This is a genomic window from Streptomyces melanosporofaciens, from assembly GCF_900105695.1.
Classification (GTDB): Bacteria; Actinomycetota; Actinomycetes; order Streptomycetales; family Streptomycetaceae; genus Streptomyces; species Streptomyces antimycoticus.
In genome coordinates this window covers 8,219,235-8,245,683 of the sequence record NZ_FNST01000002.1, presented here as the reverse complement: position 1 = coordinate 8,245,683, position 26,449 = coordinate 8,219,235, and the positions used below count along the sequence as shown (strand labels likewise).

Genomic DNA, 26,449 nt, shown 5'->3' with positions numbered 1-26,449 from the left:
GCATGCCGTCCGCATGATCGATCCCATCTGTCCGCGAGCGTTCCCTCGCCTGTCCCGATGTGGTTGAGCCGGTTCTCATCAGGGAGATGAGGCAGCCCCTCGGGGTGTGAGCTCAGACGTGGGGCAGCTTGTCCGGGTTGATGACCCTGCGGCACGCGGTTATCAGACCGTCTGTGAGCTGCAGCGTGTCCACGGAGTAGACACGGCCCTCCCGGTGGAACACCAGGGCGAGCTCGCCGCCGACCTCGGCGAGGTCGATGCGGTCCGGACGCCACTGACGGCCCACACGCACTATCACCGCGGCGACGCGCTCACCACCATGGATGAGCTTGCGCGCCGCGGCGGCCTTGCCGCCGCCGTCGGTGACATGGACAGCGTCCGGGTGCGGCAGCCTCACCAGGCCGCTCTTGAGGATGCCGTACGACCGCCGCGCGGCCACCGTGACCAACCAGGCCCGCGGATCGCCGACATCCCGCAGATCCGCTCCGGCCGCCCGCAACCACACATCCTGGGTCACGTCCTCGGCATCGGTCACACCCCCCAGCAGCCGGTAGGCCACACCGAAGACCGCGGGCCGATGACTCTCCCAGCCGGCTCCGAGCACGTCTTCCCGCCCAGACGGCCCCGGCGCGTGCCCGTCACCCATGCAGACGCAACCTCCTCCAGCTCGCGGACCCAGAGTAGCCATCCGGACTCGTGATCTGCGGTGCGCCGCACCCGGAGAACGGGCGGACACCGGGCGCTGCGTTCCAAGGGCCCCTGCGGCTACGACTGCCGACTCGGCCCCCACCTGCAGGCCAAGCTCGCGATGTGGCTCGGCGAGGGGCCGGCCGCGCACGGCTGGAGTGACGACCAAGTGTGGACCGCCTCTCCGGTACGCACGCTGATCGGGCGGAAGTTTCCTATCTCCTACAGCGTCTCCGAGGCGACTCGGCTGCTGCACCGTATGGGCTACAAGCGTGCGGATGCCGGACAGACCCGCCGCCGAGCGCGACGAGGAAGCCGTCGCCATGTGGCGGGAGGCGACCTGGGCCATCCCCATCGGCGCGGTGCTCAGCGGCCCGCCGTCCGGCACCTTCTCCCGAGCCCACTGCCACGGCGCTTCGCTCATCGGCTGGGGCACGGCCATCACGTGCCTCGGCTTCATAGCAGAGGCGTGACCAGTCCCGGTTCCCTTCCCGGAGCTGTCGCTGGGCCCAAGCCTTCTCACGCCGGCGCGCGCATCTTGCCGTGAGTCACGAGGATGGGTGATAGGAACCGAATGCCGGAGCCATGTAAAGCCGGCCGCAATGAGTCGGCATCCTGCAAACGCAGCTCCCGAGAAGGGAGGGACACCGTGGCGCGACTCAAGATTCTCGTCGTGGGCGCAGGCTTCGCGGGCGTCGCCTGCGCAGGCCGTCTGGAGCGCCGGCTGGCTCCCGGCGACGCGGACATCGCGCTCGTCACGCCGGTCTCCTACCAGCTGTATCTGCCGCTGCTGCCGCAGGTCGCGGCGGGCGTACTCACTCCGCAGTCGGTGGCGCTCTCGCTGCGCCGCGGAAGGTACCGCACCCGGATCATCCCGGGCCTTGCCATCGGCGTGGACGCCCGGGCGAAGGTCTGCGTCGTCCGCCGGATCACCGGGGAACTGACGAACGAGCGCTACGACTACATCGTGCTCGCGCCCGGCAGCGTGACCCGCACCTTCGACATCCCCGGCCTGAAGGAACACGGGCGCGGCATGAAGACGCTCGCCGAGGCCGCGTACCTGAGGGACCACGTCATCGCCCAGCTCGACCTGGCCGATGCCGCTGTCGACGAGCAGGAGAAGATCTCCCGACTGCAGTTCGTTGTCGTCGGAGGCGGCTACGCGGGCACCGAGACGGCGGCCTGCCTGCAGCGGCTCACCACTCACGCGGTGCGGCGCTACCCGCGGCTCGATCCAAGCCTGATCAGGTGGCACCTGATTGACATTGCGCCGAAACTCATGCCCGAGCTGGGCGACAAGCTCGGCCGCAGCGCGATGGAGGTGCTCCAGCGGCGCGGGGTGGAGATCTCGCTCGGCGTGTCCGTCGCCGAGGCGAGGCCTGACCAGGTCACCTTCACCGACGGCCGGGTCGTCCCCTCCCGGACCTTGATCTGGACCGCGGGAGTGGTCGCCAGCCCGCTGGTGGAAACCCTGGGGGCCGAGACGGTACATGGACGGCTCGCCGCCACCGCGCAGATGACGCTGCCTGGTTTCGACGGCGTCTTCGCGCTGGGCGACGGCGCCGCCGTACCCGACCTGGAGGGGGGCGACGGCGCAGTCTGCCCGCCCACTGCGCAGCACGCCCACCGGCAGGCCAAGACAGTGGCGGACAACGTCATCGCCGCGCTCCGCGGCGAGCCGCTTCGGTCCTACCGGCACAGGGACCTTGGTCTGGTGGTCGACCTGGGCGGCAGGAACGCGGTCGCCAAGCCGGCGGGCGTCGAGCTGCATGGGATGCCCGCGCAGGCGGTGGCCCGGGGCTACCACGTGGGGGCGATGCGCACCAATGTCGCCAAGGCGCGGGCGTTGACGAACTGGATACTGAACGCTGCTGCGGGTGACGACTTCGTACGGATCGGGTTCCTCGCTGAGGAACAGCCGTCGCTGCGGCACTTCGAACAGACCGACGCCTACATGACACCGCAGCAGGTGCGAGAGCACACCGCATCACTCAACGCCGACCAGGGCTGACGCCGCCGACCCGGCATGTCCCGCCACTGCACGCCGGTCCGCACCCGGTGCAGGATGCCGTCGATCACCTGGCGGTGATCCGGCCACCGACCGCACCGGCCGTTGCTGACCGGCAGAAACGGCCGCAGCCCGGCTACCGAGCTCGGAGTGCGCCGGGGTCGGGAGACGTCGCGAAGGTCTGCACGTAGTCGATGGCTGCCTCCAACGCGTCTTTCAGCGGGGCGATGTCCCGTGCGACCTGGGCGAGAAGCATGCCACCCTGGAAGGCGGCCAGGAGCAGATTGGCCAGCTGCGTGGGATCTGCCTCAGGGCTGATGCGGCTGAGTTGCTGCATGCGCTCGATTCCATCGCGGAAGATGGCCCTCCACTGGTCGAACGCGCTCGCCAGCTCGTCGTGAACGTCAAGGTCCGTCTTGATGATCTCGCTCGCGAGGGAGCCGAGGGTGCAGCCTTCCTGGTAGGCGCGCTCGTAGCCGACGTAGAAATCCGCCCACGCCCGAAACGCGTCGAGGTTGTCGAAGCAGGCGAATCGCTCACCGCGGTGGAATGTGAGGACGCGCTCGGCCTGCCAGGCGATCACGGCCAGGACGAGACTCTCCTTGGTCGGGAAGTAGTGGTTGAGCTGCGATCCGCTGACACCGGCGGCGCGGCGGAGCTGTTCATTGTTCGTCGCGTGGACCCCCTTGGTGTAGATGAGCTCCGCGGCGTGCTCCAAGATGCGGGCCCGCGTTGCCTGTCCCTTGTAGGTGAGCTTGTTGGGCTCCCGAGCCCCGGTGGTGGATTTCATGCTTCAGACGATACCTGGATTGGGCTTGACAGCCCAGTCGCGAGAGGTGTTCACTCAAGAAGTGGGCTGACAAGCCCAAAAAATTCCAAGCCCAACCCGGGCTGACGACGACCACTCACCGGAGGCTGATTCGCCATGTCACGACTGAACGTCCCCTCTCCTGACGACGTCCCCAATGGGGCGGAGAGCACCCTCGACACCATCGGCGCACAGTTCGGCTTCGTCCCGAACATGTTCGCGACTCTCGCGTCGAACCCGACCGTCCTCGACGTCGTCATGACACTGCAGGGGACCTTGAGCCGGGTTCTGGACGCGAAGACGCGGCACACCATCGCGCTCGCCGTGTCGCAAGCCAACGGTTGCGATTACTGCCTGGCGATGCACACGTACGTATCGTCCGAACTCGGTGGCATGTCGAGCGATGACATCGACTTGGCCCGGGCCGGGAGCTCGATCGATCCCAAGCGCGCCGCGGTCGCTCGCTTCGCTCAGCGGGTGGTGGAGAGCCGCGGTCAGGTGAGCGACGCCGACCTGGCAGCTGTGCGAGGTGCTGGGTACGCCGACCCGCAGATCCTGGCGATCGTCACGGTGGTGGTGCAGGTCCTGCTGACCAACTTCCTCAACAACGTCAACCAGACCGACATCGACATCCCCGCCGTCAGCTCGGTCGGTACGCCGGGATGAGCGTCGGCGCCCTCGTCGAGGCGGCGTACCCAGCACCCGTCGACGGAGACTTCGCGGACGGCTACGGCGACGCGTAGTGCCGTCAACGCGGCCAAGGGACGCATCGTCGTCACCGGCCGCACCGACAACTTCATTCAGGGGCGGCCCGACCTCGACGACACCGTCCGGCATCTGACGGCCTTCGCCGAGGTCGGCGCGGATGTGCTCTACGCCCCTTACCCACCCGACCTCGATGCCCTGACCGCAATCGTCACCGCCGTCGCGCCGACGCCGGTCAACGTCCGATCACAGGAAGAAGGCAGATTGACATGAATCTCGACAAGCTCATGAACAAGCACCTCACCAGGTATTTCGACCCCAGCAAGACCATTCCGGAGGAAACACTTCAGCAGCTGCTGAGGTTCCTGCGCTCGACGCCCTCGTCGGTGAACGTACAGCCCAACCACTTCTACGTCCTTGCCACGAACGAAGGCAAAGAGCGGTTGGCGGCCAACCTGGGCGAACGATTCCAGGACAACGGCGAGAAGATCCTGAACGCGTCGCACACCATCATCCTCACCACCCGGGCAGATGTGCCTGACAGCCACCTCGAGGCGGTGTTCACGAAGGAGAAGGCCGACGGCCGGTTCCCTGACCTGTCAAAGCAGGAGCTGTGGGAATCAATGACCCGAGACTTCCTCAATCTGCGCAACTATGGCTACAAGGACCTGAACCACTGGATGGAGAAGCAGACCTACCTGGCGGTGGGCCTGACCATGATGGCGGCCGCTGAGCTCGGCGTCGAGGCCACGCCGCTGGAGGGGTTCGATCCGACCAGCGTCGACAAGGCGTTCAAGATCCGCGAGACCGGTCACAGCACGACGCTGCTGCTGGCCCTCGGCTACCCCGACCCCAAGAAGCAGTACACCACTCCGATCTCGCGATTCGACCCCACCCAGCTGTTCACCTTCGTCTGAACACCCACTCGGAAACCCAAAACCCACAACGCATACGAGGGAGAGGACAATCTCAATGAAAGCCATTGTGGTAACCGACCAGGCCGCGGGAACGGCCGGGATGACGCCGACGGAGCGGCCTGAGCCGCCCGCAGCGATCAACGACGTCATCGTTCGGATTCATGCATCGGGCTTCGTCCCGACGGAGCTGGAGTGGCCGTCGACCTGGGCCGATCGCGCCGGCCGTGACAAAACACCGTCGATCCCCGGCCACGAGCTGGCCGGAGTGGTCACCGCTCTCGGCTACGGCACGACGGGGCTGTCGATCGGGCAGCGGGTGTTCGGCCTCGCCGACTGGCACCGCGACGGCACCCTCGCGGAGTACGTGGCGATCGAGGCACGCAACCTCGCGCCGCTGCCCGGCGACGTCGACTTCACGGTGGGCGCGTCCCTGCCCATCTCGGGTCTGACCGCGTGGCAGGGGCTGTTCCAGCACGGCCGCCTCCAGGCCGGCCAGACCGTCCTCGCCCATGGCGCGGCCGGAGCAGTCGGGACGATGGTGACCCAGCTCGCACGTGAGGCCGGCGCATACGTCATCGGCACCGGACGCGCCGCCGACCGTGAGAAGGCACTCGACTTCGGCGCGCATGAGTTCGTCGACCTCGAGAACGACGCGCTGGAAGACGTCGGCGACGTCGATCTGGTCTTCGATGTCATCGGCGGCGACGTCCAGAGGCGGTCCGCTGCCCTGATCAAGGCCGGAGGAACGCTGGTGTCCGTCGTCGGCCCGGTCGAGGCGCGCCCCGCTGACGGCCTGGCGGTGGACTTCGTTGTCGAGGCCGATCGCGCCGAACTGGGTGAGATCGTGCAGCGGGTGCGGGACGGACGGCTGCGGACAAACATCGATGACGTCGCGAGCTTCGATGATGCCGTTGGAGCCCTTAATCCGACCACGCGGCGCAACGGGAAGACAGTCATCCGCGTACGCCCGTAGGCAGTGACGGCCACAGTCCGACCGGCGGGCGGGTCATCCTCACGGTGTACGAGATGAAGGGGCTCGGCCGCGACGCCGCCGAACTCACCGCGCTCGCCGGCCATGTCGGACCCGACCGCCGCCGTTCGTGGCCGCCACGCGGGAGACGCCACCTTGGTCCCCTGGCCGGGGGGTCACGATCTGTGCTCGTCCACGGTGGACACACTGCGGGCCGAGCCGCAGAGCGACGATGTCACTCTGCTCCTCGCACGGACCCGCTCACTGAGCGCAGACCAGGTTGCCTCGTGGCGGTTCCCCAGCGACCCCGCCGTCGTCAGCCGTGCCCGAACTCTCGCTGTCCGGCAGCTGACCCGGTGGGGACTGGAAAACCTGGCCGAGTCCACAGAGCTGATCGTCAGCGAACTGTTCACCAACGCCATCATCCACGGCAACAGCGACAGCGGCAGCGACCGCACGATCGGCCTACGCCTCATCCGGCACGAGGTGCTGACCTGCGAAGTCTCCGACGCCAGCCACAGCCACCCGCTTGTGCGACACCCCCGCACCACCGACGAACACGGCCGCGGCCTCTTCCTCGTCAGTCAACTGTCCCGCCGATGGGGAACCCGCCACATCCCGGACGGAAAACTCATCTGGGCTGATCAGCAACTGCCGGCCAGTGCGTGAAACCACTTACCCGCCCGACGCAAGCGCTTGGCGGCCAGTGCCTGCGCCCCGGGAAGACCGGCAGCTCATACGTACTATTTATATGGCTGGATAGTGGACGTACGCTCCCATACCACACCAGCAGCAGCGGGAGCCGCAGCCCGGTGTCGAGGGAAAGCCCCATCCGGCCTCCCCGCCTTGCCGCCGAACTCCAACGACTACATCGGAGGTTTCGTGAAGCTCGGACTTCGTCCGCCCCAGAGATCGGGGGTGGATCTGCAACGTGGTCGAAGCAGCCAGAACTGCCGAGGGGGCCGGATACAGCAGTTTGTGGACGTACGAACGGCTGCTCCTCGCGGTGCCCTGTGCCCTGATGCAGCTCGGTGTGCGTACCGAGCGGCGACGCTTCATTGCCGTGCGCGCCGAACCTGGGAGAGCAATGCAGAGCAGATCACCTTTGCACACGACTAGGGCATCGAGCGGATGGCGGGGCTACCGGTGGGTGGCCCTGTGGTCCGTGCTGATCGTGGCGATTCCGGTGGCCGACTGGTTCCTGCCGCCGGACATCCACCTCGCCCATCTGCTGGTCATCCCGCTCGCGCTCGCCGCCACCTTCGCCGACACCCGCCGTACTGCCGTCACCGCACTGCTCGCCCTGGCGGCGCTGGTCGTCGCGGGGGCCGAACGACGCACGCTGACCACGGAAAACGTACTCGTGCAGATGCTGTCCCTGGTGCTGTTCTCGGTGCTGCTCCTGATCGCCACCCGACTGCGCGAGCAACATCTGCGCCACCTGGCCAGGGCGCGCCAGGTCTCGGAAGCCGCGCAGTCCGTGCTGCTGCGGCCACTGCCGCGACGGGCGGGAGCGGTGTCCCTGGCGTCGACGTACGTGGCCGCCGAGACTGAAGCCCGTATCGGTGGAGACCTGTACGCACTGGTCCGCGAGCCTGGCCCCACCCGGCTGATCATCGGGGATGCGCGCGGCAAGGGGCTCGGGCCATCGGGGACATCGAGACCGTCCTCAGTGCCTTCCGCTTCAACGCGCACCGGCACTCCACGCTGTCCGGGCTCGCGTCCGCCCTGGAATCCGATGTGCGCTGGGACCTGAGTCAGTCGCACCACGGGGATCCTGACGAATGGCCCAGTGAACACTTCATCACGGCGGCCGTGCTGGAGATCCCGGACAACCAGCTCTGTGCCCGTCTGATCAGTTTCGGCCATCTGCCGCCGCTTCTGCTGCACGGGGGGCACGTCACGCCCCTGGAAGTCGCTGCCCCCGCTCCCCCGCTGGGTCTTGGCGCCCTGACGGAGACCGAGTACGCCCCATTGACCTTCCGTTTCGCCCCGGGTGACCGGCTGGTGCTGTACACGGACGGAGTCACCGAGGCCCGGGACAGCATGGGCGGCTTCTACCCCCTCGTGGAGCGGATGACGGCTTGGGCCGATCAGCGTCCGGATGAGCTCGTGCACAGCATCGGAGCGGACCTGCGGGCACATACGGGCGGGCCGCTCGCCGACGACATGGCCCTGATCGTGCTGCAGCGCGAGGGGCGCGCGTCCGGGCCCGGATCCCCGAGGACCGGTGGGTTTCGTGACAAGGTGCGGCCCGCTTGAGGAAAAGTGGCAGCGGCCCACGATAGCGGCGCACACCATGCCCGCCGGGCGCCCCCGAGCCCGGGGGCTGCTGCGGGCCGGGCCCGGCGACGCGCCGGTGCGGGCCCTGGGCCAGGTGCGGGGCGTGCGTTCGTGCTCGTAGACGGCGAGGAGGAAGCGCCAGATTCCGCTGACCGCCGGGAAGCGGGCGATCGCGTGCCTCAGACGCTGAGCAGGACCTCGCCGACGACCGCAACGGTGGCCGAGTACAGCAGCTCACTGACCCCCGGGCCGACGAAGGTGACCTCGAGCAGGACGTCACGGTCGAGATCGACCACCGTCCGGGCGTGGCCCGGTAACCGCCCGCATACAGGTTGGCACCCTGGGCCGCGTTGAAGTCGAGGTCCACGGTCTGGATGCGGTGACCGGCCGCGGCCACCAGCTCGGCGCTCAGGCCCACCGCGGCAGCCTTGGGATCGGTGAAGAAGACCTGATGCCGTACTTCGCTCCTGGACGGGCCACGCCCGAACCCGGTCACCGCTCCCACGCCCGCGCCCGGCCGCCACTGCTGGGCCGCCACACCCGGCACTGCGCCGCCCGCGGTGTCCTCGAAGGGAACATCCCGGCTTCCCCGGCCCCACCCATACCCTCACCTCACCTCCATTGGCATAATGGTATGACGTTAAGACTCCAGCGAAAGGACCAGCACATGGGGCGCGGAACGGTTGTCGTGGGTGGAGGGCAGGCCGGAGTGCAGGTGGCCTTGGAGTTGCGGCGGCGCGGGGAGCGTGAAGGGATCACGGTGGTCGGCGAGGAGTCCCGGGCTCCCTATCAACGGCCGCCGCTTTCCAAGGAGTTCCTGGCCGGTGACTACGACGTCGGGCGACTCGCGTTCCGGAAGGCGGAGTACTACGCCGAGGCCGGCATAGATCTCCTCACCGGCGAGCGGGTCGTCGACGCCGGCGACGGTGTCCTCGTCACGGACACGGGGCGGGAGCTGCCGTACGACCGGATCGCCCTCGCCACGGGGGCCGCGCCACGCAAGCTCGCCGTTCCGGGGGCCGGGCTCGGCGGCGTCCATCATCTCCGCGACCTCGCCGACGCGTTCCGGCTCCGGGAGGAGCTGCCCCGGGCCCGCCACGTGGTGGTCGTCGGGGTGGCTTCGTCGGCCTGGAGGTGGCGGCCGCCGCCCGGGCACAGGGCAAGGAGGTAACCGTCGTCGAGGCCGCGCACCGGCTCCTGGGGCGGTCCGTCGCGCCGGTCGTCTCCGAATTCTATCGGCAGGCCCATACACGGCGGGGCACTGTGGTGCGTCTGTCGACGTCCGTCACCGGGTTCGACGGAAAGTCCGGCCGAATGACCGGCGTGCTCCTCGGCGACGGCTCGCAACTCCCCGCCGACGTGGTCCTCGTCGGCGTCGGCGCCGTCCCGCGCACCGACCTCGCCGAGCGGCTCGGCCTCGAGGTGGACGGCGGGATCGTCGTGGACGCCTGTTCCCGGACCAGCCGGCCCGGCGTCGTGGCCGCCGGTGACTGCACCGTACGGCCGCATCCGCGCACCGGGGACGGCAGGATCCGTCTGGAGTCCGTGCCCAACGCCCTCGCGCAGGCCAATGCGGCGGCCGCCACACTGCTCGGCCAGAAGGAGGCGGACACCTCTGTGCCCTGGTTCTGGTCCCACCAGGGAGACCTGAGCCTTCAGATCGCCGGGCTCTCCACCGGATACGACCACTTCGTCGTGCGCGGCGCTCCGGACGAGGAGCGGTTCTCCGTCCTGTACTACCGGCAGGGCGAGCTGCTCGCCGTCGACGCCGTCAACCGGCCCGCCGACTACATGGCCGTACGCCGCGCCCTCACCATCGGCGCCCACATCCCCGCGGACACCGCCGGCGCGGAGGTTCCGCTCAAGACCCTGTTCTGCGAGCGGACGACGGTCTGACGCCGGACACCGGAGGGGCCGGGCAGCACCCGCCTGCCCGGCCCCTCCGGTCAACCCCTCTCCGCGTCAACGCCCTTGGGCCGTCAACAACGCGTCCAGCCGAGGGTAGACACGCCGCGCGTTGCCCTCCAGGACCTGTCGCAGATCGTCCGCGGCGAGGCCGGCCGCGCAGACGTACTTCTTGGTGTCGTCCCAGGCCACCCCCGTCGCCGGGTCGGCGCCCCGTACCGCGCCGAGCATCTCCGAGGCGAACAGGAGGTTGGCCACGGGGACGACACGGGTGAGGAGGTCGATGCCGTCCTGATGGTAGACGCAGGTGTCGAACCAGACGTTCCCCAGGAGCGCTTCGGCGGGGTCGGGCAACCCCATGCGCATGGCCAGGCCCCGGTAGCGACCCCAGTGGTAGGGGACGGCTCCCCCACCGTGCGGGATGACGAACCGCAGCCCCGGGAACCGGGTGAACAGGTCGCCCTGGAGCAGCTGCATGAAGACCGACGTGTCGGCGTTGAGATAGTGGGCGCCGAGGGTGTGCGCGGCCGGATTGCAGGAGCTGGAGACATGGATCATCGCGGGGACATCCAGCTCGCACAGGGCCTCGTAGAGCGGGTACCAGGACGGGTCGGTGAGCGGCGGTGACGTCCAGTGCCCGCCCGACGGGTCCGGGTTGAGGTTGCAGCCGACGAAGCCCGCCCCGGTGACACAGCGGCGGAGTTCGGCCACCGCGTCGTCGACGCCTCCGGCGGGTGTCTGCGGGAGCTGGCAGACGGCGGCGAAATGCTCCGGGAAGAGGGACACCACCCGGGCCACCAGATCGTTGCAGGCGCGCGCCCAGTCGCGGGCGGCCGCCGGGTCGGCGACATGGTGCTCCATACCGGAAGCCTTCGGCGAGAAGAGCATGAAGTCGCCGCCCCGCTCGCGCAGCACCTTCAGCTGGTTGTGCTCGACACTTTCCCGGATGGCGTCGTCGCTGATGGCCGCCGGAGCGGGGGCGGGCAGGGACGGGTCCTCCAGGCGTGCCAGCTGGGCGTCACGGTAGGCCTGGTGGGCAGGGGGCGCGGTCGTGTAGTGACCGTGGATGTCGATGATCAACGGTCGGTACCCTCCGCCGCGGACCACTCGGTGTGGTCGATGTACACCAGCCCCTTGGCGGCCAGGCGTTCACGCATCCGGTTCGCATCGAGGCCGAGTTCGCCGCTCTCATACCGCTTCCGGGACAACGCCTCCTTCGTCTCACGGGCCCGCGCGGCCTCCGCCACCGCGGCGGCACGCGGGCGCGGGATCACGACCGCTCCGTCGTCGTCGGCGACGACCACATCGCCGGGCCGGATGTGCTGCCCGCCGCACACCACCGGTACGTTGACGTCCCCGAGGGTCTCCTTGACGGTGCCGTACGCGCAGATGTGCCGGGCCCACACCGGGAAGCCCATCTCACGAAGTTCGGCGATGTCCCGACAGCCCGCGTCGATGACCAGGCCACGCACTCCGCGGGCGGCGAGGGAGGTGGCCAGGAGTTCGCCGAAGTATCCGGCTTCGGAGGGCGAGGTGGGGGCCACGACGAGTATGTCGCCCTCCCGGCACTGCTCGACGGCGACATGGAGCATCCAGTTGTCGCCGGGCGGCACACTCACGGTGACGGCGGTGCCGGCCGCCAGCGCGCCCGGCCACACGGGGCGCAGGGCGGGATCGAGGAGCCCGGTGCGGTCCTGGGCCTCGTGGAGGGTGGCAACGCCGTGACCGGCGAGCGCGTCGACGGTGGCGAGGTCGGCGCGGGGCGGGTTCCGTACGACGACGCTCATACCGCCGCCCAGGGGAGCAGGGACACGTGGACGGCGTCCTCTCCGGTCTCGCCGCCGACGGTACGGATGGCCCGGTCGGTCTCGGCGAGCGGGAAACTGTGGGTGGCGAGCTTCTCGAGCGGGAAACGGCCGGACGCGAGCTGTTCCAGGGCAAGTTCGCAGGCCCGGTAGCTGTGTCCGCGGGCGCTCTTGAGGGCGATGGACTTCTCGGTCAGCTTCTTCAGGGGGAAGTCGGGGAACGCGGCGAGCTCGCCCTGGACGACCATGACGCCCTCGCGGCGCTTGAGGGCATCGATGCCGAGCAGCACAGGGGCGGTACCGGCGCCCGCGGTGCAGTCGAGGACGACGTCCACGCCGCGTCCGGCGGTGAGGTCGAGGACCCGTTGGAGGGGGTCGTCCTCGGTGACGTCGACGGTGTGATCGGCGCCGAGTTCACGGGCCAGGGCGAGGCGTGCGGCGTCGCGCGGGGTGCCGGTGACGATGATGGTGGAGGCGCCGGCCTGCTTGCAGGCGACCACCTGCGACAGGCCCTGCTGGCCGGGGCCCTGGATGAGAACCGTGGAGGCGTAACCGACGCCCGCGGTGACCAGCGCCCACTCGATGCCGTTCGACAACGGGGTGACCAGGCCCGCGAGTTCGGGTGTGACGCCATCGGGAACGCGGTGGGTGACGGCGTTCCACGGCAGATACAGGTACTGAGAGAAACCGCCCCACAGGTGGTATGGGTTCTCGGCGGAGGTGTACCCGTAGCGCCGGGCGTCAGGGTTGGTGCGCCAGTCGGTGGCCTCGCAGTGGCGGTACTCGCCGGCGTGGCACCAGGCGCAGCGGAAGCAGCCCACATAGTGCTCGACGAAGACGCGGTCGCCTTCGCGCAGGCCCTTGCGGGCGGTGAACTCCCGTCCCGCGCGGGCGATGACGCCCACGTTCTCGTGACCCATGATGACCGGATCGGGAAAGGGCGGCTTGCCGTACATCTTCACGTCGGTGCCACAGATCCCGGCGATCTCGACCTTCAGCAGCGCGCCGTCGGCCGGTATGTCGGGCATCGGGAATTCACGGAGTTCGGTGGTGGAGGGGGCGGTGCGGACGGCTGCCAGCACGTGATCTGCCATGAAGCGACTCCTCGCGCTCTGAGGTTGTCCCGCCGGTCACCGTACTCTATGGACTGATGGACTGACCATGATACCTTTCGGGCCATGACAGACCCCCTGCTCAGGACCTGCACCCGCACCCAGGGCAACAACGAGGCGCTCAAGACGGGCGAGGTGTCCCCCATCGGCTTCGGGTTCGACTTCGAGGAGGTGCCCGTCCTCGTCCACGGCTTCCGCCGTATGGTCCGTGAGCTCGCCTTCGACATCAGTGAGATGGCGCTCACCACCTATCTCGTCGCGAAAGCCCACGGGGCGCGGTTCACCGCCGTGCCCGCGTTCCTGGTACGCGGCTTCCACCACGGCGCGATCCTGCGCGCCGCGGACCGCCCGCTCATCCCCGGGGAACTCGAGGGCGGACGGGTCGGCGTGAACCGTGGGTACACGGTGACCACGGGCGTCTGGGCGCGTGCCGTACTGCGTGACGAGTACGGCGTGGACCTGTCGAAGGTGACCTGGGTGCTCTCCGGCGACGAGCATGTCGCGGAGTACCGCCCGCCCGGCAACGTCGAGCCGCTCGGGACAGATCACACCCTCGAAGAGGCCCTGCGCCAAGGGCGGTTGGACGCCGTCATCGGTGTCCCGCCCCAGGAGGGGCTGGTCCCGCTGATCGACGATCCCACGGAGGCCGGTTTCACGGCGCTGCGGGAACGCGGGCTGTACCCGATCAACCACCTCGTCGTCGTCAAGGACGAACTCCTCGCGGCCCATCCGGACCTGGGCGCCCAGGTCTTCGACGCCTTCGCCCGCTCCAAGCGGCTCTACACCCAGCGGCTGCTCGGCGGGGAGATCGAGACCCCGACGGCGGTGGACACCATGCACCGCCGGGTGGCCGAGCTGACCGGAGCCGATCCGCTGCCGTACGGCCTCGAACCGAACCGGCATGTCCTGGAGGAGCTGCTGCGGCACGCCGTCGACCAGCGCATCCTGGAGCGGGCCGGGCCGCTGGATGAGCTGTTCGCGCCCGGCACCCGCGACCTGGCCGGCTGAGCCCGAGGGGAGACACGCCATGCGCATCGCGATCGCCGGGGACCACAACGGGTTCGCCCTCAAGTCCCTGTTGCGCTCGGAGCTCTCCGCCTCCGGGCACGAGGTGTCCGACCTCGGAAGCCATACCGCCGAGGAGGTCGACTACCCGGAGCTGTGCGTCGAGGTGTGCGCCCGGGTGAGGGACGGGCGGGCCGAGCGGGGCATCGTGCTCGGGGGCAGCGGGCTGGGCGAGACCATCGCCTGCAACAAGCTGCCGGGCATCCGGGCGGGCCTGTGCCACGACGTGTGGACGGCGGAGATCTCCCGCGGCAACAACGACTCCAACGTGCTGGTGCTGCCCGCGAAACGCCTCACCGGCGACCAGGCCCGCGAGATCGTCGCCACCTGGCTGGGCACACCGTTCAAGGGCGGCAAGCACGCCCGGCGGGTGGCGCAGATCGCCGCACTCGAGCAGGGCGGCTGAGCCCGGCCGGGAGAGCCGAAGGGGGCCTTGGACGACCAAGGTCCCCTTCGACCGGTTCAGGCTCCGACCGATTCAGGCGCGCGCGAGGAACTCCAGGATCCGCTCCGAGGTGTTGCGCGGGGTCCGCTCTCCCGGCGGCACCCCCCACCACTCCGTACGGGGCAGGCACTCCCGCAGGTAGTGCGCGGCCGACGGGGCGTGGGAGGTGTCGTCGCCGGGGACGATCAGCGCGGGCACGTCGAGGGTGAGCAGGTCCTCGGGCTCCACACCGGGCACGGTGTCCCGGTCGAAGAGGTGGGTGGCGCTGCCGGTGACCAGCGTCCGGTACCGCTCGGCGTCACACGCCGCATACGCCGAGGCGAAGTCGGCGTCGTGCCGGAGCACCGCCGCCCACGGGCCGACCCGTGGGTCCTTCGAGAAGCCGTCCTCGGTCGCCCTGGCGAGTTCCACCACCCCGCCGAGCCCGGCCTCGCGCACGAACGCGAGGTGCCGCTCGAACCGCTCGTGCTGCTTGCGCCGGTAGTGGACGCCACCGGCCGGGGAGTAGAGGACCATACCGGCCACTCGCCCCGGATGCGCGGCGGCGAGGGCCGCCGCGGTGGAGCAGCCGACGCAGCCGCCCATCAGATGCGCCCGCCCGAAGCCCAGGTGGTCGAGCAGGGCCACGCCTTGGCGGACGTAACCCTCCCAGGCGAGGCGCTCCAGACGGCCGCCGGACCGCCCGGACTCGCGGCGGTCGAAGGTGACACAGGTGAACTCGGCCGCGAGGTGGGCGGGCAACCGAAGCCGCCGGTGAATGCCGGTGGCGTACCAGCTGTCGAGGGTGGAGTCGAAACCGCCCGGGGAGAACATCAGCAGCGGCGGGCCGTCCCCGGTGACCTCGTACCGCGTGGGGATGCCGTCGAGGACCGCGGTGGGCACGGGGTCAGACCTCCTTCGGTACGGGGATGCCACCGGCGATCTGCCGTGCCGCGCGCACATCCCCGGCGTAGGCGGTGAGGGCGTCGAGGGCGGTGGCGGCGACCTGGGCGTAGGTGCCGGGCGGGACGTCGTCGACGGTGTCGGCGGCGTAGCCGATGGCGGCGTGGGCCATGCGCATCCGGCCGTCCAGCCAGGGCCCGCCGCCGAAGCCGCCGACCACGGGGACGGAGACCGCCTCGGCGACGGCTGCGCCGACCACGGGGCCGGAGTTGGTGAAGTTGAGGAGGGCGGCGCCCGCCTCCTCCAGCCGTTTGGCCTCGGCGACCAACTCCCCGCACATCTCCTCGGGCACCTGGTCGCCGGCGGCCGGCACCGCCTTGTACTCGACGCCGTAGCGCAGCGCGGTCTGCGGTGTGATGCCGAACTGGGCGAAGACGGGGATACCGGCCCGGGTGACCGCCTCGACGGCCGCCAGATGGTCCGAGGCGCCATCGAGTTTGACGAGGTCGACGCCGGCCTCCTTGACGTAGCGGATCGCGGCGTCGAGGGCGGCCGCGGTGCCCTGCTGGAGCGGGCCGAACGGAAAGTCCGCGCTGACCAGGGCCCGTTGGACGCCGCGGCGGACCGCCTTGGTGACGGTCAGCATCTCGTCCATGGTGATCTCGAACGGGGTGGCGTGGCCCCACAGGTTGACGCCGACGGTGTCACCGACGGAGACGAGGTCGACACCGGCCCGGTCCGCGATGCGGGCGATCTGGTAGTCCCAGGCCACCACCCCGACGATCTTTTGCCGGGTGTCCTTCATACGCTGCACGTCCCGCAGCGTCACCTTCTCGGGCATATGCGGCTCCAGGTCAGACCCTCAGGGCGGTGAGCAGTTCGAAGACGTCGCTCTCATCGGCGGAGAGCAGCAGGACACGGGCGTACGGGCGCAGCGCGGCGACGGCGTCGTCGGCTTCGAAGCCCTGGCCGAGGACCACGCCCGCGGTGGTGATCCCGTACCGGAAGCAGTGCTGGCCGATTCGCTCGGCGGTGTCGCGGCCGCCGTCCTCGGTGGCGAGGGCGACGACCACGTCCGCGCCGATCAGCGCGGCGGTCAGGGGAAGCGGGCCGCCGCCCAGTTCGCGCAAGTCGCCGACGGCGTCGGCGCGCAGGAACTCGGCGTGCCCCCACGGGTGGGCGGCGAGGCGGGCCGCGACCTGGGCCGCACGGTCGTCGAGGGCGACGACACGGGCGGCCCGGGCGGGCGCGATGGGAACGTCGATGCGGTAGCGGGCCTCGGCCGCGGAGGCGGCACGGGCGCTCTCGCTCTGTCGGCTGGTGGCAAGGCTCATCGTCATACCGTGTGCTGGGCGGTGCCGGGGACGGCCTTGACCGCGTCACGGCACGAGTCGAGGAACGACTCGGCCTGCGGCAGGACGACGGCCGCGGAGCGCACCCTGTGGTGCTCGGGGTCCACACCGGGCGGGGTGACACCCTCGTCGCGCAGCGCCACCGCGGCCTTCCTCAACTTCTGGCGGGCCTTGATGATGCCGCTGTCGGCGGGCACCAGGCGTTCCTTGGAACGGTCGACGATGGGGCCCATCGACTCCTGGAGGGAGGCGTCCTGCATGGCGATGCCGGCGACTCCGGAGTAGGTCTCGCCCCGCTTCTGCGCCTCGCGGTCGATGAGGTAGTCGTTGTCCATGTTGGCCATCGGCCGGTAGGTGCCGGGGATGTTCTTGCTGTGCACACCATGGCCGTCGATCATGGCCTGCCGCTCGGTCTCGGTGAGGGGCCGCACCGGGTGGTAGTCGAAGGAGTAGGTCCAGCAGTTCTCGTCGTCGATGGGCACCCAGAAGTGGCCGTGCACCGGGTGGTCGCCGCGCGGCGGCACCATGGTGAAGGCGGGCATGACCCACGGAGTGATCCGCCAGTAGTACTTACCGTCCTCGGCGTTGCGGCGCGCTCCGACGAACAGCCCGCCGTCGCTGTCGGCGACCTCGAAGAACGGCTTGGTGTCGTTCAGGTTGTACTCGTTGCCCTTCGCGCCCTTGAAGAGCGGGTCGGTCTTGAGGCCGCCCGAGTGGAGGAAGGTGACATGGCTGGAGTCGATGCCGCCCTCGAACGCCTGGAGCCAGTTGCACTGCTGCCAGCGCTTGGAGGTGTAGGTCTGTTCGGCCGGCACCTGGGTCCACTCGAACTCGGGCAGCGGCGGCCGGGTGGCCGCGTCGCCCATATAGGTCCACAACACATCGCCGATCTTGACCAGCGGGTACGAGGTGAGCTTCACGTTCTGGCAGAAGCTGGAGTTGTCGGCCTCGGAGGGCACATCGAGGCACTGCCCGGACACGTCGTACTTCCACCCGTGGTACGGGCAGCGCAGGCCGCCCTCCTCGTTGCGGCCGAACCAGAGGGAGGCGCCGCGGTGGGCGCAGAACTCGTCGACGAGCCCGTAGCGGCCCTCGCTGTCCCGGAAGGCGACCAAGCGCTCCGACAGGAGTTTGACCCGCACGGGCGGGCAGTCGGTCTCCGGGAGTTCCTCGGCCAGCATGGCCGGTATCCAGTACTGGCGGAACAGCTCCCCCATGGCCGTCCCGGGACCTGTCCGGGTGAGGAGCTCGTTGATGTCTTTGCGGAGCACAGCCGTTTCCCTTCCGATAGTGACAACCGACCCGACTGACGGGGCGACTGCTTCGGTGGTGCGGTGACGCCGGAGCCCTCAGGGCTGTTCCGGGGGGATGTCGACGGTCAGGCCGTCGAGTTCGGGCGTGACGGATATCTGGCAGGAGAGCCTGCTGCCGGCACGCCGGTCGGTGACGGCCAGGTCCAGCAGGTCGTCCTCCATCTCTCCGGGAGGCCCGACGAGATCGGTGTAGCTGTCGCGCACCCATACATGGCAGGTGGCGCATGACTGGTTGCCGCCGCATTCCGCGACGACGCCGGGAACGCCGTGGCGAACAGCGGCCGACATGACGGAGTCTCCCGTGGCCGCCTCGACGGTGAGCTCAAGCCCGCCGTCACCGACGAAGGTCACCTTGGGCAAGGTTCGTCCCTCCCAGCTCGATGGTCTGTCCATTAGACCAGAGCTCTGGAACGCGATACAAGAGCGGTGCCGGTGACCCACAATCACCGCCATGAGCCGCCTGATCCTGCTCCGCCACGGCGAGAGCGAGTGGAACGCGAGGAATCTGTTCACCGGCCGTGCGGATGTCGCCCTGACGCCGCGCGGCGAGCGACAGTCCCGTGACGCGGGAGAACTGCTCCGCGCTCTGGGGCTGGCGCCGGACGCCGCCCACTGCTCGAGACTGCGCCGCGCCTGGCACACCTGCGCACTCACCATGGACGCCGCGGGCCGTGGCACCGCGCCCGTCGCGGCCGTGCGCGCCCTGGAGGAGCGGGACTACGGGAGCCTCCAGGGACGGGACAGGGAGGCGGTCCTGCGCGAAGTGGGGGCGGCGGAGTTCCGGCGGATCCGCCGCTCCGCCGACGCCCGCCCGCCCGGCGGCGAGTCACTGGCCGATGTCTCGGCGCGACTGCTGCCGTACTGGCACACCCGCATCGCACCCCAGCTCACCGCCGGCGCCACGGTCCTGGTGGTCGGACACAGCAACTCGCTGCGAGCCCTGGCCGCGCATCTCGACGCCCTCTCCCCCACCGAACTGCTCGGTCTCGAGCTGCCCTCGGGCATCCCCCTGCTCCATGAACTGGATCCGGCTCTTCGGCCCCGGCGGCGCGGCGGCCGGTACCTGCGCCCGGCCGCCGAGGCGGACGCCGAACGGCCCTTGCGGGCCGGAGCGGAGTGACACGCGAACGTTGACGCATACACGGGGTCGACTTATGGTGAGCGGGCTCACAGTAGCGGACTTATGGTTTTACCAATCCGGTTGACCTGCACTTTTGCCCATCACCCTAGCTGTCACAGCCGACGAGAAAGGGCCCAGGATGGCTGAGAACGCGATCGTCAATGACAAGCTCGCCGCCAAGTTCGCCACCGAGAAGGAGTCCCCGTACACACGCTGGGTCGCGGCGGAGGGTCTTGACATCATCGCCGCCCACTTTGTCCCGGATCTGCGCACCGTGGACCTCAAGCCATGGGAGCGGCGCGGTGGCCGCGGCGTGTTCATCAACCATGAGGCCACCCGCACCTCCAACGACTGCTACGTGTGCGAGATCCCGGCCGGCGGCAAGCTCACCCCGCAGCGCCAGCTGTTCGAGGAGATGATCCTCGTCCTCGAGGGCAATGGCTCCACCCGGGTGTGGAACGACGCCGGTGCGTCGGTCACCTTCGAGTGGCAGGCCGGCTCGATCTTCGCGATCCCGCTCAACACCCACCACCAGCACTTCAACGGGTCCGGCGGCAAGGCCGCCCGCTTCGTGGCGTCCACCAATCTGCCGCCGGTCCTGAACCTCTACGCCGACCCGGACTTCGTCTTCGGCACCGCCCGCGACTTCCCGGACCGCTTCGACGGCGAGCCGGACTACTTCTCACCCAAGGGCGAGCAGAAGGGCCTCCTTCTCGACACCAACTTCGTCGCGGACGCGGTCAACCTGCCGCTGATCGAGGCGAAGGAACGCGGTGCGGGCGGCGGCCACATCCGCTTCGCGATGGCCAAGGGGTCGATGAACAGCCATATCTCCCAGTTCCCCACCGCCACCTACAAGAAGGGCCACCGGCACGGCCCCGGCGCCCATGTCATCATCCTCTCCGGCGAGGGCTACAGCCTGATGTGGCCCGAGGGCGAGGAGCCGCGCCGCTACGAGTGGGGTCCCGGCACACTGATCGTCCCGCCGAACATGTGGTTCCACCAGCACTTCAACACCGGCACGGAGCCCGCCCGCTATCTCGCCTTCAAGCACGAGGTGGTCTCCGTGCGCAACGCCCAGGGTGTGCCCAAGGCGTGGATCAGCCAGCGGATCGGCGGCGACCAGATCGACTACGCCGATGAGTCCACCTATGTGCGGGAGACCTTCCGCGAGGCGCTCGCCAAGCATGGGATGACGCCGCGGATGGACGAGGTGTACGAGGCCGAGCTGGCGACCCTGCCGCCGCTGCCGCGAGCCCGCCTCCAGGGCTGATCATGCCACACCCGCACCCGCACACTCATGCACACGGGCACGACGAGGTCCGCCTCGTGCACTCCTCCTACGTGCCCGACCACGACCACGAGCACGACGAGGACCCGGGCCGCATCGAGGACAACCCGATCTGGCAGCAGGACAACGTGACCCTGCACAGCGTCGGCATCGACATCGGTTCCTCGGGGACCCAGGTCCTGTTCTCCCGCCTCTTCCTGCGCCGTATCGGAGAGGAGCTGACCAGCCGCTATCTGGTGGTACGCCGGGAGACCCTGCACCGTTCGCCGGTATGGCTCACTCCCTACGCGAGCGAGACGATGATCGACGCGGGCGCCCTGGGCGCGCTCGTCGACGAGGCGTACGGCGCGGCGGCCATCCGGCCCGAGGACGTGGACACCGGGGTGGTGATCCTGACCGGGGAGGCGCTGCGCCGCCGCAACGCCTCCGCGATCGCCTCGGTGCTCGCGGCCAAGGGAGGCGACCTGGTCACCGCGACGGCGGGCCACCACATGGAGGCCCGGCTCGCCGCCTACGGCTCCGGAGCGGCCCGTGCCTCCTACGAGGCGGGCACCCGGGTGCTCACCGTCGACATCGGCGGCGGCACCACCAAGCTCGCCCTGGTGGACCACGGGCGGGTGGCGGCCACGGCGGCCGTGCACATCGGCGGCCGCCTACAGGTGACCGGGCCCGACGGCCGGATCGAGCGTCTGGCGCCGGCGGGCCGGGACCACGCCCGTCGCGCCGGTTTCGACTGGGACCTCGGAAGCCGGGTGGCGGAGGCCGACCTGGACGCGGTGGCGGCGTCGATGGCCGACCTGCTGGTCCGTGCCCTGCTCGCCCCGCACGAGGTGCGGGATCTGTACCTCACCGATCCCCTGCCGGACCTCGGCCGGCTGGACGGCGTGGTCTTCTCCGGCGGGGTCGCCGAGTACGTCTACGGCCGCGAACACCGCGACTTCGGCGACTTGGGCCGGCGGCTCGGCAGCCGCCTGCGGGCGGCTGCCGAGGACGGGGCGCTGGGAGTGCCGCTGCTGCCCGCCGGTGAGTGCATTCGCGCCACCGCGGTCGGCGCCTCGGAGTACAGCGTCCAGCTGAGCGGGAACACGGGTCACATCTCCTCGCCGGACACCCTGCTGCCCCGCCGTAACCTGGCGGTGGTGTGCCCCGCTTACGCCCCCGGCGACGAGGTGGACACCGCCACGCTCGCCGAGGCCATCCGCAGGCGACTGCGCGAGGCGGACGCCGAGGACCCGGACCGGGATGTGGCACTGGCCCTCTCCTGGCACGGGCCGCCGTCGTACGAGCGGCTGCTGCCGTTCGCCCGCGGCGTCCGTGACGGGCTGGCCGCGCGCACCGCGGCCGGCCGGCCCGTGTACGTGGTCCTCGACGGGGACGTGGCGATGACCCTGGGCCGGCTGCTGACCGACGAACTCGGCCTCCCCGGTGATGTGCTGGTGCTCGACGGCATCACGCTCCAGGACTTCGACTACGTCGACCTCGGCCGGGTGCGGCATCCCTCCGGGACCGTGCCCGTGACCATCAAGTCCCTTGTTTTCGCGGAGCAGCCGACGGCTGTTCCGGGAGGCCGCTCGGGCCGGCCCAGGCCGGTAACGAATCAATAAAGTCCTGTCCGATGGTTAGACCATAATACCTCGGTCTTGTTTCATGCAGGGACAAGCGCGGTGGCCGGAAGGTAGACCGGCCGCCGGCACCCCCCACTCCCCAGACGATCCCTCGGCCCTGGAGTGTGTGATGCGTCATGGTGCTCTTCCCGCCGGCCTGCTGGTCGCCGGTCTGCTGATGTCCGCATGCGGTCCCTCGCCCACGACAACCACCGCCAACGCCCCCCAGGAGGAGTCCAACCCGTACGCCGCCTACGAGAGCCTCAAGGGCGAGAAGCGCACCGCGAAGCTCCTCGCCGACGCCCGGGAAGAGGGCGGTGTACTCGACCTGTACACCTCGAACACCGATATCCAGGACCTGGTCGACGGCTTCAAAAAGGCCCACCCCGACATCAAGGTCCGCGCCTTCCGTGCCAACTCCGAGACGGTGCTCCAGCGCACTCTCCAGGAGAACCAGGCGGGCAAGCCGCAGAACGACGTGATCGACACCAACGACCTCGAGCTGCGCGCCCTCGACTCCCAGCACCTCCTGCGGGCCTACACCGGCCCCTCTCAGGACGGTCTCAAGCCCGAGGCCAAGGGCCTCGGCAACTGGACCGCCGAGCGGTTCAACGCCTTCGTCGCCGGCTGGAACACCCGGGAGATCCCCAAGGGCGAGCAGCCCAAGGACTTCACCGGATTCGCCGACCCGAAGTGGAAGGGGAAGCTCTCGGTCGAGGTCGGCGACTGGGACTGGTACGCCGCCATGCACACCTATCTCACCGAGAAGATGGGAATGAGCGAGGCGGCGGCCGACGCCCTGTTCAAGAAGGTCATCGCCAACGTCAAGGTGGCCAAGGGCCACACCGTCCAGGGCGAGATGCTCAGCGCCGGCCAGTTCGGTCTGGCCTTGTCCGTATACAGCCACACCGTCGACAAGGCCGCCCGCAAGGGCGCGCCCGTCGCCTGGAAGCCGGCCGTCGAACCGGTGATCCTCCGGCCCAACGGGATCGGGCTCATGGCCACTCCGCGGCATCCGGCCGCGGCGCTGCTGTGGACCGACTACGTCCTCGGCGCGGGCCAGAAGGAGATCGCCAAGTCGCTGCGGATCCCCGCGGCGCGGCACGTCCCCGGATACGACGAACCCGTGCCCGCCGGTACGGAGACCTTCACCCTCTCCAAGACCGGCGAGACAGACACCAAGAAATGGGACGCGGCCTACGACGCCCTGCTGCGGGGCGCCCCGCAGGCCGACTGATCTGTCCCTCCCACCCACCTGGAGCTCTAATGAGGAGCCGTACCCCGATCTTCGCGGCAGCCGCGCTGCTGTCCGCCGGTGCCCTCAGCGGCTGCGGCGGCGCCCTGCCGAACGCGGCCGCCGGCGGCAAGGAGAACGCCGTCTACGCCGAGATCGCCGCCCTGCCGAAGGAAAAGCAGCGGGAGAAGGCCCGCGAACTGGCCAAGGACGAGGGCCGCACGCTCACCCTCTACACCTCGATGACGGCCGACATCGCCACCCCCGTCGCGAAGGCATTCGAGAGGGATACCGGCATCCACGTCACCGTCTTCCGCGGTAACTCCGAGACGGTCCTCCAGCGCACCCTTCAGGAGTCGCAGGCCCGCAGGGCGGGCGCGGACGCGGTGGAGACCAACTTCCGCGAAATGGTGGCGCTCTCCGACAACAAGCTGCTCGCCAAGTACAGCGGCTCCCCCTCGACAAGGTGGAGAAGACCGGCAAGTTCGCCACCTGGACCGCCACCCGTCTCAACATCTTCCACCCGGCCTGGAACACCCGCCTCATCAAGCCCGGGGAGGAGCCGACGAGCTGGGAGGACCTCGCCGACCCCAAGTACAAGGGCCGCATCACCCTGGAGGTCAGCGACAGCGACTGGTACGAGAACGTCACCCACTACTGGCTGGAGCACGGCAAGTCCCAGACCGAGATAGACCAGCTCTGGAAGAAGATCGTCGCCAACTCCAAGGTGGCCAAGGGCCACACCACGATGATGCAGTTCCTGACCTCCGGCCAGACCCATATGGAGGCGATGAACTACACCTACATCACCACCCGCTCGGCGACCAAGGGCGCACCGGTCACCTTCCTGCCGAAGAGCGGGAAGTCGACGGTGCCGGCGTTCCCGCGCCCCAACGGCGTCGGCATGCTCAAGTCCGCCCAGCACCCGGCCTCCGCCTGGCTGTTCTACGACTGGATGCTGACCGAGGGCCAGAAGGAACTCGTCAAGCTCCACCTGACCCCGTCCACCAAGGTCCCCGGCGACAAGAGCCTCGACGGCCTGACCCTCGTCCCCTTCGACGTCAAGGGCCTCAGCCACGACCAGGGCACCTGGGACAAGAAGTACGACGCGCTGCTGCGCGGCGTCGACTCCGTGGGGAAGTGACCCGATGGCCCTGATATCCGCCTCCCGCAAGGATCCCGCGGCTCCCTCGCAGGACCCACCGCCGGCGCCCCGGCCAGGACTGCTGACCCGCCTGCGGCGTAAACGGCTCTCCACACAGACCCTCCTGGTCGGCGGCGCCGTGATCGTCGTCGGCTACCTGGCGGTCGTACCCCTCGGCTACCTCATCCACGACACGTTCCTCGACGCCGACGGCTCCGGCATCTCCCTCGATGCCTTCTCCCGCGCCTACGGCGGCAACTCCCAGTCGGGGGACATGCTCCTCAACTCGCTGTGGTTCGCGCTGGGCTCCGCCGCCCTCGCGCTGATCCTCGGCACCACGCTCGCCTACATCCAGGTCCGCACCGACACCCCGTTCAAGAGCCTGTTCTTCGCCGCGTCCCTGGTCCCGCTGATCGTCCCGGGCATCCTGTACTCCACGTCCTGGATCTTCCTCGGCGATCCGCAGAGCGGCCTGCTGAACGCGCTGCTCTTCAAGCCCCTCACCGGCACCTCACCGGTCAACATCTACAGCGTATGGGGCATGATCTGGGTCCAGGGCCTCCACCTGTCCCCCGTCGCGTTCCTCCTGATGGTCGCGGCGTTCCGCGCCATGGACCCCTCGCTCGAGGAGTCCGCGGCGATGTCCGGGGCCTCCCGGCTCACCGTGCTGCGCCGCATCACGGTGCCGCTGGTCCGGCCGGCCCTCATCTCCGCCGCACTGCTGATGTTCGTCCAGTCCCTGGAGAGCTTCGAGGTACCGGCCCTGCTCGGCCTGCAGAACGGCATCTACGTCTTCACCAGCCGGATCTACTTCGTGCTGCGCTCCTATCCCACGGACTACGGTGCCGCCGGCGCCTATGCCATCGGCCTGCTGCTCATCGCCGCGGCCGGTGTGCTTCTCTCGTCGTGGCTCCAGCGCTCCTCGCGCAACTTCCAGACCGTCACCGGAAAGGCGTTCCGCCCCCGCCCGGTCGAGCTCGGCCGGGCCCGGCCCGTCGTGGGCGCCGCGGTCATCCTGTACTTCCTGATCACCGTGGTGCTGCCGGTCGCGGTGCTGGTGTACGCGTCGCTGCTGAAGTACTACGCGGCGCCGTCCGCCGAGACGCTGTCCTCGCTCACCTTCGACAACTACCGGCAGGTCTTCGACATGCCGCTGGCGTTCACCGCGCTGAAGAACTCGCTGATCCTGGGCCTCGGCGCGGCCACCGTGGTCATGCTGCTCACCTCGGTCGTCTCCTGGGTGGTGCTGCGCACCAAGGCGCGCGGGCGGCGCTTCCTCGACCTGCTCGCCTTCACCCCGATCGTCATCCCCGGCCTGGTCCTCGGCCTCGCCCTGGCCTTCGTGTACCTGCGGATGCCACTGCCGATCTACGGCACGCTGCTGATCCTGCTGGTGTCGTACTGCACGCGCTATCTGCCCTACGGCATGCGCTACTCGTCCGCGGCGATGGCGCAGATGGCACCCGAACTGGAGGAGTCCGCCGCGGTGTCCGGGGCGTCCTGGTTCCAGACGTTCCGGCGGGTGCTGCTGCCGCTGATGAGCAGCGGCATCCTGGCCGGCTGGGTGTACATCCTCGTCGTCTCCTTCCGCGAGCTGTCCAGCACGATCCTGCTGTACAGCCCCGGCAAGGAGGTGCTGTCCGTCCTGATCTGGGAGCAGTTCGAGAACGGGCAGTTCACCACACTCGCCGCGCTCGGCGTGTGCATGGTGCTCCTGCTGGTCGTGCTCGTCGCCCTCGCCTACCGGCTCGGCGCCCGCTTCGGGCTTCAGGGCCAGGCCGACTCCTCCAACTAGCCGA

The 26,449-nt window shown here is 69.4% G+C and carries 26 protein-coding genes and 4 pseudogenes; 19 read left to right on the top strand and 11 right to left on the bottom strand.

Features of this window, described 5'->3' with window-relative positions:
- Positions 1-112 precede the first annotated feature (112 nt).
- Positions 113-646 carry a sigma factor gene (locus BLV72_RS37645; RefSeq protein WP_093468030.1) on the bottom strand — a complete coding sequence of 178 codons (534 nt, stop codon included), beginning with the start codon at positions 644-646 and terminating at the stop codon, positions 113-115.
- Positions 647-721: 75 nt separating this feature from the next.
- On the opposite strand from BLV72_RS37645, the pseudogene BLV72_RS52235 reads away from it, so the two are divergent.
- Both BLV72_RS52235 and BLV72_RS37635 read left to right on the top strand, forming a co-directional pair.
- Positions 722-1,031, top strand: a pseudogene (locus BLV72_RS52235) (helix-turn-helix domain-containing protein); the annotation flags it as partial.
- A 305-nt stretch (positions 1,032-1,336) separates the two neighbouring features.
- On the top strand, positions 1,337-2,698 hold the full coding sequence (locus BLV72_RS37635; protein ID WP_093468029.1) for an NAD(P)/FAD-dependent oxidoreductase: 1,362 nt from the start codon (positions 1,337-1,339) through the stop codon (positions 2,696-2,698).
- Here BLV72_RS37635 and BLV72_RS46930 read toward each other — a convergent pair.
- Positions 2,683-2,826, bottom strand: a pseudogene (locus BLV72_RS46930) (transposase); the annotation flags it as partial. The gene BLV72_RS37635 and the pseudogene BLV72_RS46930 overlap by 16 nt on opposite strands.
- A gap of 5 nt (positions 2,827-2,831) precedes the next feature.
- Positions 2,832-3,485 (bottom strand): TetR/AcrR family transcriptional regulator, encoded by a 654-nt coding sequence (locus BLV72_RS37625; RefSeq protein WP_093468026.1) that lies wholly within the window; start codon positions 3,483-3,485, stop codon positions 2,832-2,834.
- Positions 3,486-3,620: 135 nt separating this feature from the next.
- Between BLV72_RS37625 and BLV72_RS37620 the strand changes: the two genes are divergently transcribed.
- The 9 genes and pseudogenes from BLV72_RS37620 (at position 3,621) to BLV72_RS50555 (ending at position 10,274) form a co-directional block, all read left to right on the top strand.
- Positions 3,621-4,169 (top strand): carboxymuconolactone decarboxylase family protein, encoded by a 549-nt coding sequence (locus BLV72_RS37620; RefSeq protein ID WP_093468024.1) that lies wholly within the window; start codon positions 3,621-3,623, stop codon positions 4,167-4,169.
- A gap of 39 nt (positions 4,170-4,208) precedes the next feature.
- Positions 4,209-4,481 (top strand): annotated as a pseudogene (locus tag BLV72_RS37615) (isocitrate lyase/phosphoenolpyruvate mutase family protein); the annotation flags it as partial.
- A complete protein-coding gene (locus tag BLV72_RS37610; protein ID WP_093468023.1) occupies positions 4,478-5,125 on the top strand; it encodes a nitroreductase family protein in 648 nt (215 codons plus the stop codon). The pseudogene BLV72_RS37615 and the gene BLV72_RS37610, both read left to right, overlap by 4 nt.
- A 55-nt stretch (positions 5,126-5,180) precedes the next feature.
- Complete coding sequence (locus BLV72_RS37605; RefSeq protein WP_093468021.1) at positions 5,181-6,098, top strand: NADP-dependent oxidoreductase; 918 nt, start codon at positions 5,181-5,183, stop codon at positions 6,096-6,098.
- A 195-nt stretch (positions 6,099-6,293) separates the two neighbouring features.
- Positions 6,294-6,764 (top strand): ATP-binding protein, encoded by a 471-nt coding sequence (locus tag BLV72_RS37600; protein WP_342030701.1) that lies wholly within the window; start codon positions 6,294-6,296, stop codon positions 6,762-6,764.
- 481 nt (positions 6,765-7,245) lie between these two features.
- A complete protein-coding gene (locus tag BLV72_RS37595) occupies positions 7,246-7,851 on the top strand; it encodes a hypothetical protein (RefSeq protein WP_093468018.1) in 606 nt (201 codons plus the stop codon).
- Entirely contained in the window at positions 7,743-8,357 is a 615-nt protein-coding gene (locus BLV72_RS37590) for a SpoIIE family protein phosphatase (RefSeq protein ID WP_093468017.1), read from the top strand. Before BLV72_RS37595 ends, BLV72_RS37590 begins: the two co-directional genes overlap by 109 nt.
- A gap of 472 nt (positions 8,358-8,829) precedes the next feature.
- Positions 8,830-9,887: pseudogene (locus BLV72_RS37585) on the top strand (NAD(P)/FAD-dependent oxidoreductase); the annotation flags it as partial.
- Positions 9,888-9,923: 36 nt separating this feature from the next.
- A complete protein-coding gene (locus tag BLV72_RS50555; RefSeq protein ID WP_244321486.1) occupies positions 9,924-10,274 on the top strand; it encodes an oxidoreductase C-terminal domain-containing protein in 351 nt (116 codons plus the stop codon).
- A gap of 66 nt (positions 10,275-10,340) precedes the next feature.
- Here BLV72_RS50555 and BLV72_RS37580 read toward each other — a convergent pair whose 3' ends face one another.
- Genes BLV72_RS37580 through BLV72_RS37570 form a run of 3 tightly spaced genes read right to left on the bottom strand, consistent with a single transcriptional unit; the run spans position 10,341 to position 13,182 of the window.
- Positions 10,341-11,363, bottom strand: a complete 1,023-nt coding sequence (locus BLV72_RS37580; protein ID WP_093468016.1) for an amidohydrolase family protein — start codon at positions 11,361-11,363, stop codon at positions 10,341-10,343.
- Positions 11,360-12,070 carry a 4-carboxy-4-hydroxy-2-oxoadipate aldolase/oxaloacetate decarboxylase gene (locus BLV72_RS37575; RefSeq protein ID WP_093468014.1) on the bottom strand — a complete coding sequence of 237 codons (711 nt, stop codon included), beginning with the start codon at positions 12,068-12,070 and terminating at the stop codon, positions 11,360-11,362. Before BLV72_RS37575 ends, BLV72_RS37580 begins: the two co-directional genes overlap by 4 nt.
- Positions 12,067-13,182, bottom strand: a complete 1,116-nt coding sequence (locus BLV72_RS37570; protein WP_093468013.1) for a zinc-dependent alcohol dehydrogenase — start codon at positions 13,180-13,182, stop codon at positions 12,067-12,069. The genes BLV72_RS37575 and BLV72_RS37570 overlap by 4 nt, the downstream gene beginning before the upstream one ends.
- A gap of 84 nt (positions 13,183-13,266) precedes the next feature.
- Here BLV72_RS37570 and BLV72_RS37565 point away from each other — a divergent pair, with 84 nt between their 5' ends.
- Together BLV72_RS37565 and BLV72_RS37560 are read left to right on the top strand one after the other, a co-directional pair.
- Complete coding sequence (locus BLV72_RS37565; protein WP_093468011.1) at positions 13,267-14,208, top strand: substrate-binding domain-containing protein; 942 nt, start codon at positions 13,267-13,269, stop codon at positions 14,206-14,208.
- A 19-nt stretch (positions 14,209-14,227) separates the two neighbouring features.
- A complete protein-coding gene (locus BLV72_RS37560; protein WP_174893739.1) occupies positions 14,228-14,671 on the top strand; it encodes an RpiB/LacA/LacB family sugar-phosphate isomerase in 444 nt (147 codons plus the stop codon).
- A gap of 72 nt (positions 14,672-14,743) precedes the next feature.
- Here BLV72_RS37560 and BLV72_RS37555 read toward each other — a convergent pair whose 3' ends face one another.
- From BLV72_RS37555 to BLV72_RS37535, 5 genes are all read right to left on the bottom strand, one after another.
- Positions 14,744-15,592 (bottom strand): alpha/beta fold hydrolase, encoded by an 849-nt coding sequence (locus BLV72_RS37555; protein WP_244321208.1) that lies wholly within the window; start codon positions 15,590-15,592, stop codon positions 14,744-14,746.
- A 4-nt stretch (positions 15,593-15,596) separates the two neighbouring features.
- A complete protein-coding gene (locus BLV72_RS37550) occupies positions 15,597-16,433 on the bottom strand; it encodes a 3-methyl-2-oxobutanoate hydroxymethyltransferase (protein WP_093468008.1) in 837 nt (278 codons plus the stop codon).
- Positions 16,434-16,446: 13 nt separating this feature from the next.
- Positions 16,447-16,926, bottom strand: coding sequence for a 3-methyl-2-oxobutanoate hydroxymethyltransferase (locus tag BLV72_RS37545; protein WP_093468007.1), 480 nt, complete (start codon positions 16,924-16,926; stop codon positions 16,447-16,449).
- Between the two features lie 2 nt (positions 16,927-16,928).
- Positions 16,929-18,215 (bottom strand): aromatic ring-hydroxylating dioxygenase subunit alpha, encoded by a 1,287-nt coding sequence (locus tag BLV72_RS37540; RefSeq protein ID WP_093468005.1) that lies wholly within the window; start codon positions 18,213-18,215, stop codon positions 16,929-16,931.
- A gap of 78 nt (positions 18,216-18,293) precedes the next feature.
- Positions 18,294-18,608 (bottom strand): 2Fe-2S iron-sulfur cluster-binding protein, encoded by a 315-nt coding sequence (locus tag BLV72_RS37535; RefSeq protein WP_244321485.1) that lies wholly within the window; start codon positions 18,606-18,608, stop codon positions 18,294-18,296.
- Positions 18,609-18,708: 100 nt separating this feature from the next.
- Between BLV72_RS37535 and BLV72_RS37530 the strand changes: the two genes are divergently transcribed.
- From BLV72_RS37530 to BLV72_RS37505, 6 genes are all read left to right on the top strand, one after another.
- Entirely contained in the window at positions 18,709-19,377 is a 669-nt protein-coding gene (locus BLV72_RS37530) for a 2,3-bisphosphoglycerate-dependent phosphoglycerate mutase (RefSeq protein WP_093468002.1), read from the top strand.
- A gap of 139 nt (positions 19,378-19,516) precedes the next feature.
- A complete protein-coding gene (locus tag BLV72_RS37525) occupies positions 19,517-20,650 on the top strand; it encodes a cupin domain-containing protein (protein ID WP_093468001.1) in 1,134 nt (377 codons plus the stop codon).
- Positions 20,651-20,706: 56 nt separating this feature from the next.
- Complete coding sequence (locus tag BLV72_RS37520; RefSeq protein ID WP_244321207.1) at positions 20,707-22,272, top strand: ethanolamine ammonia-lyase reactivating factor EutA; 1,566 nt, start codon at positions 20,707-20,709, stop codon at positions 22,270-22,272.
- Positions 22,273-22,402: 130 nt separating this feature from the next.
- Entirely contained in the window at positions 22,403-23,509 is a 1,107-nt protein-coding gene (locus tag BLV72_RS37515; protein ID WP_093467998.1) for an ABC transporter substrate-binding protein, read from the top strand.
- A 463-nt stretch (positions 23,510-23,972) separates the two neighbouring features.
- Complete coding sequence (locus BLV72_RS50550) at positions 23,973-24,650, top strand: ABC transporter substrate-binding protein (protein WP_244321206.1); 678 nt, start codon at positions 23,973-23,975, stop codon at positions 24,648-24,650.
- A 4-nt stretch (positions 24,651-24,654) separates the two neighbouring features.
- Positions 24,655-26,445, top strand: coding sequence for an ABC transporter permease (locus BLV72_RS37505; protein ID WP_093467997.1), 1,791 nt, complete (start codon positions 24,655-24,657; stop codon positions 26,443-26,445).
- Positions 26,446-26,449: the final 4 nt, after the last annotated feature.

Bases quoted from the DNA above. Each gene is read 5' to 3' on its own strand.
- BLV72_RS37525 (WP_093468001.1), top strand. From the start codon at position 19,517: ATGGCTGAGAACGCGATCGTCAATGACAAGCTCGCCGCCAAGTTCGCC.
- BLV72_RS37560 (WP_174893739.1), top strand. From the start codon at position 14,228: ATGCGCATCGCGATCGCCGGGGACCACAACGGGTTCGCCCTCAAGTCC.
- BLV72_RS37575 (WP_093468014.1), bottom strand. From the start codon at position 12,070: ATGAGCGTCGTCGTACGGAACCCGCCCCGCGCCGACCTCGCCACCGTC.
- BLV72_RS37645 (WP_093468030.1), bottom strand. From the start codon at position 646: ATGGGTGACGGGCACGCGCCGGGGCCGTCTGGGCGGGAAGACGTGCTC.
- BLV72_RS37565 (WP_093468011.1), top strand. From the start codon at position 13,267: ATGACAGACCCCCTGCTCAGGACCTGCACCCGCACCCAGGGCAACAAC.
- BLV72_RS37625 (WP_093468026.1), bottom strand. From the start codon at position 3,485: ATGAAATCCACCACCGGGGCTCGGGAGCCCAACAAGCTCACCTACAAG.
- BLV72_RS37570 (WP_093468013.1), bottom strand. From the start codon at position 13,182: ATGGCAGATCACGTGCTGGCAGCCGTCCGCACCGCCCCCTCCACCACC.
- BLV72_RS37545 (WP_093468007.1), bottom strand. From the start codon at position 16,926: ATGAGCCTTGCCACCAGCCGACAGAGCGAGAGCGCCCGTGCCGCCTCC.
- BLV72_RS37550 (WP_093468008.1), bottom strand. From the start codon at position 16,433: ATGCCCGAGAAGGTGACGCTGCGGGACGTGCAGCGTATGAAGGACACC.
- BLV72_RS37605 (WP_093468021.1), top strand. From the start codon at position 5,181: ATGAAAGCCATTGTGGTAACCGACCAGGCCGCGGGAACGGCCGGGATG.
- BLV72_RS37620 (WP_093468024.1), top strand. From the start codon at position 3,621: ATGTCACGACTGAACGTCCCCTCTCCTGACGACGTCCCCAATGGGGCG.
- BLV72_RS37530 (WP_093468002.1), top strand. From the start codon at position 18,709: ATGAGCCGCCTGATCCTGCTCCGCCACGGCGAGAGCGAGTGGAACGCG.
- BLV72_RS37515 (WP_093467998.1), top strand. From the start codon at position 22,403: ATGCGTCATGGTGCTCTTCCCGCCGGCCTGCTGGTCGCCGGTCTGCTG.
- BLV72_RS37610 (WP_093468023.1), top strand. From the start codon at position 4,478: ATGAATCTCGACAAGCTCATGAACAAGCACCTCACCAGGTATTTCGAC.
- BLV72_RS37505 (WP_093467997.1), top strand. From the start codon at position 24,655: ATGGCCCTGATATCCGCCTCCCGCAAGGATCCCGCGGCTCCCTCGCAG.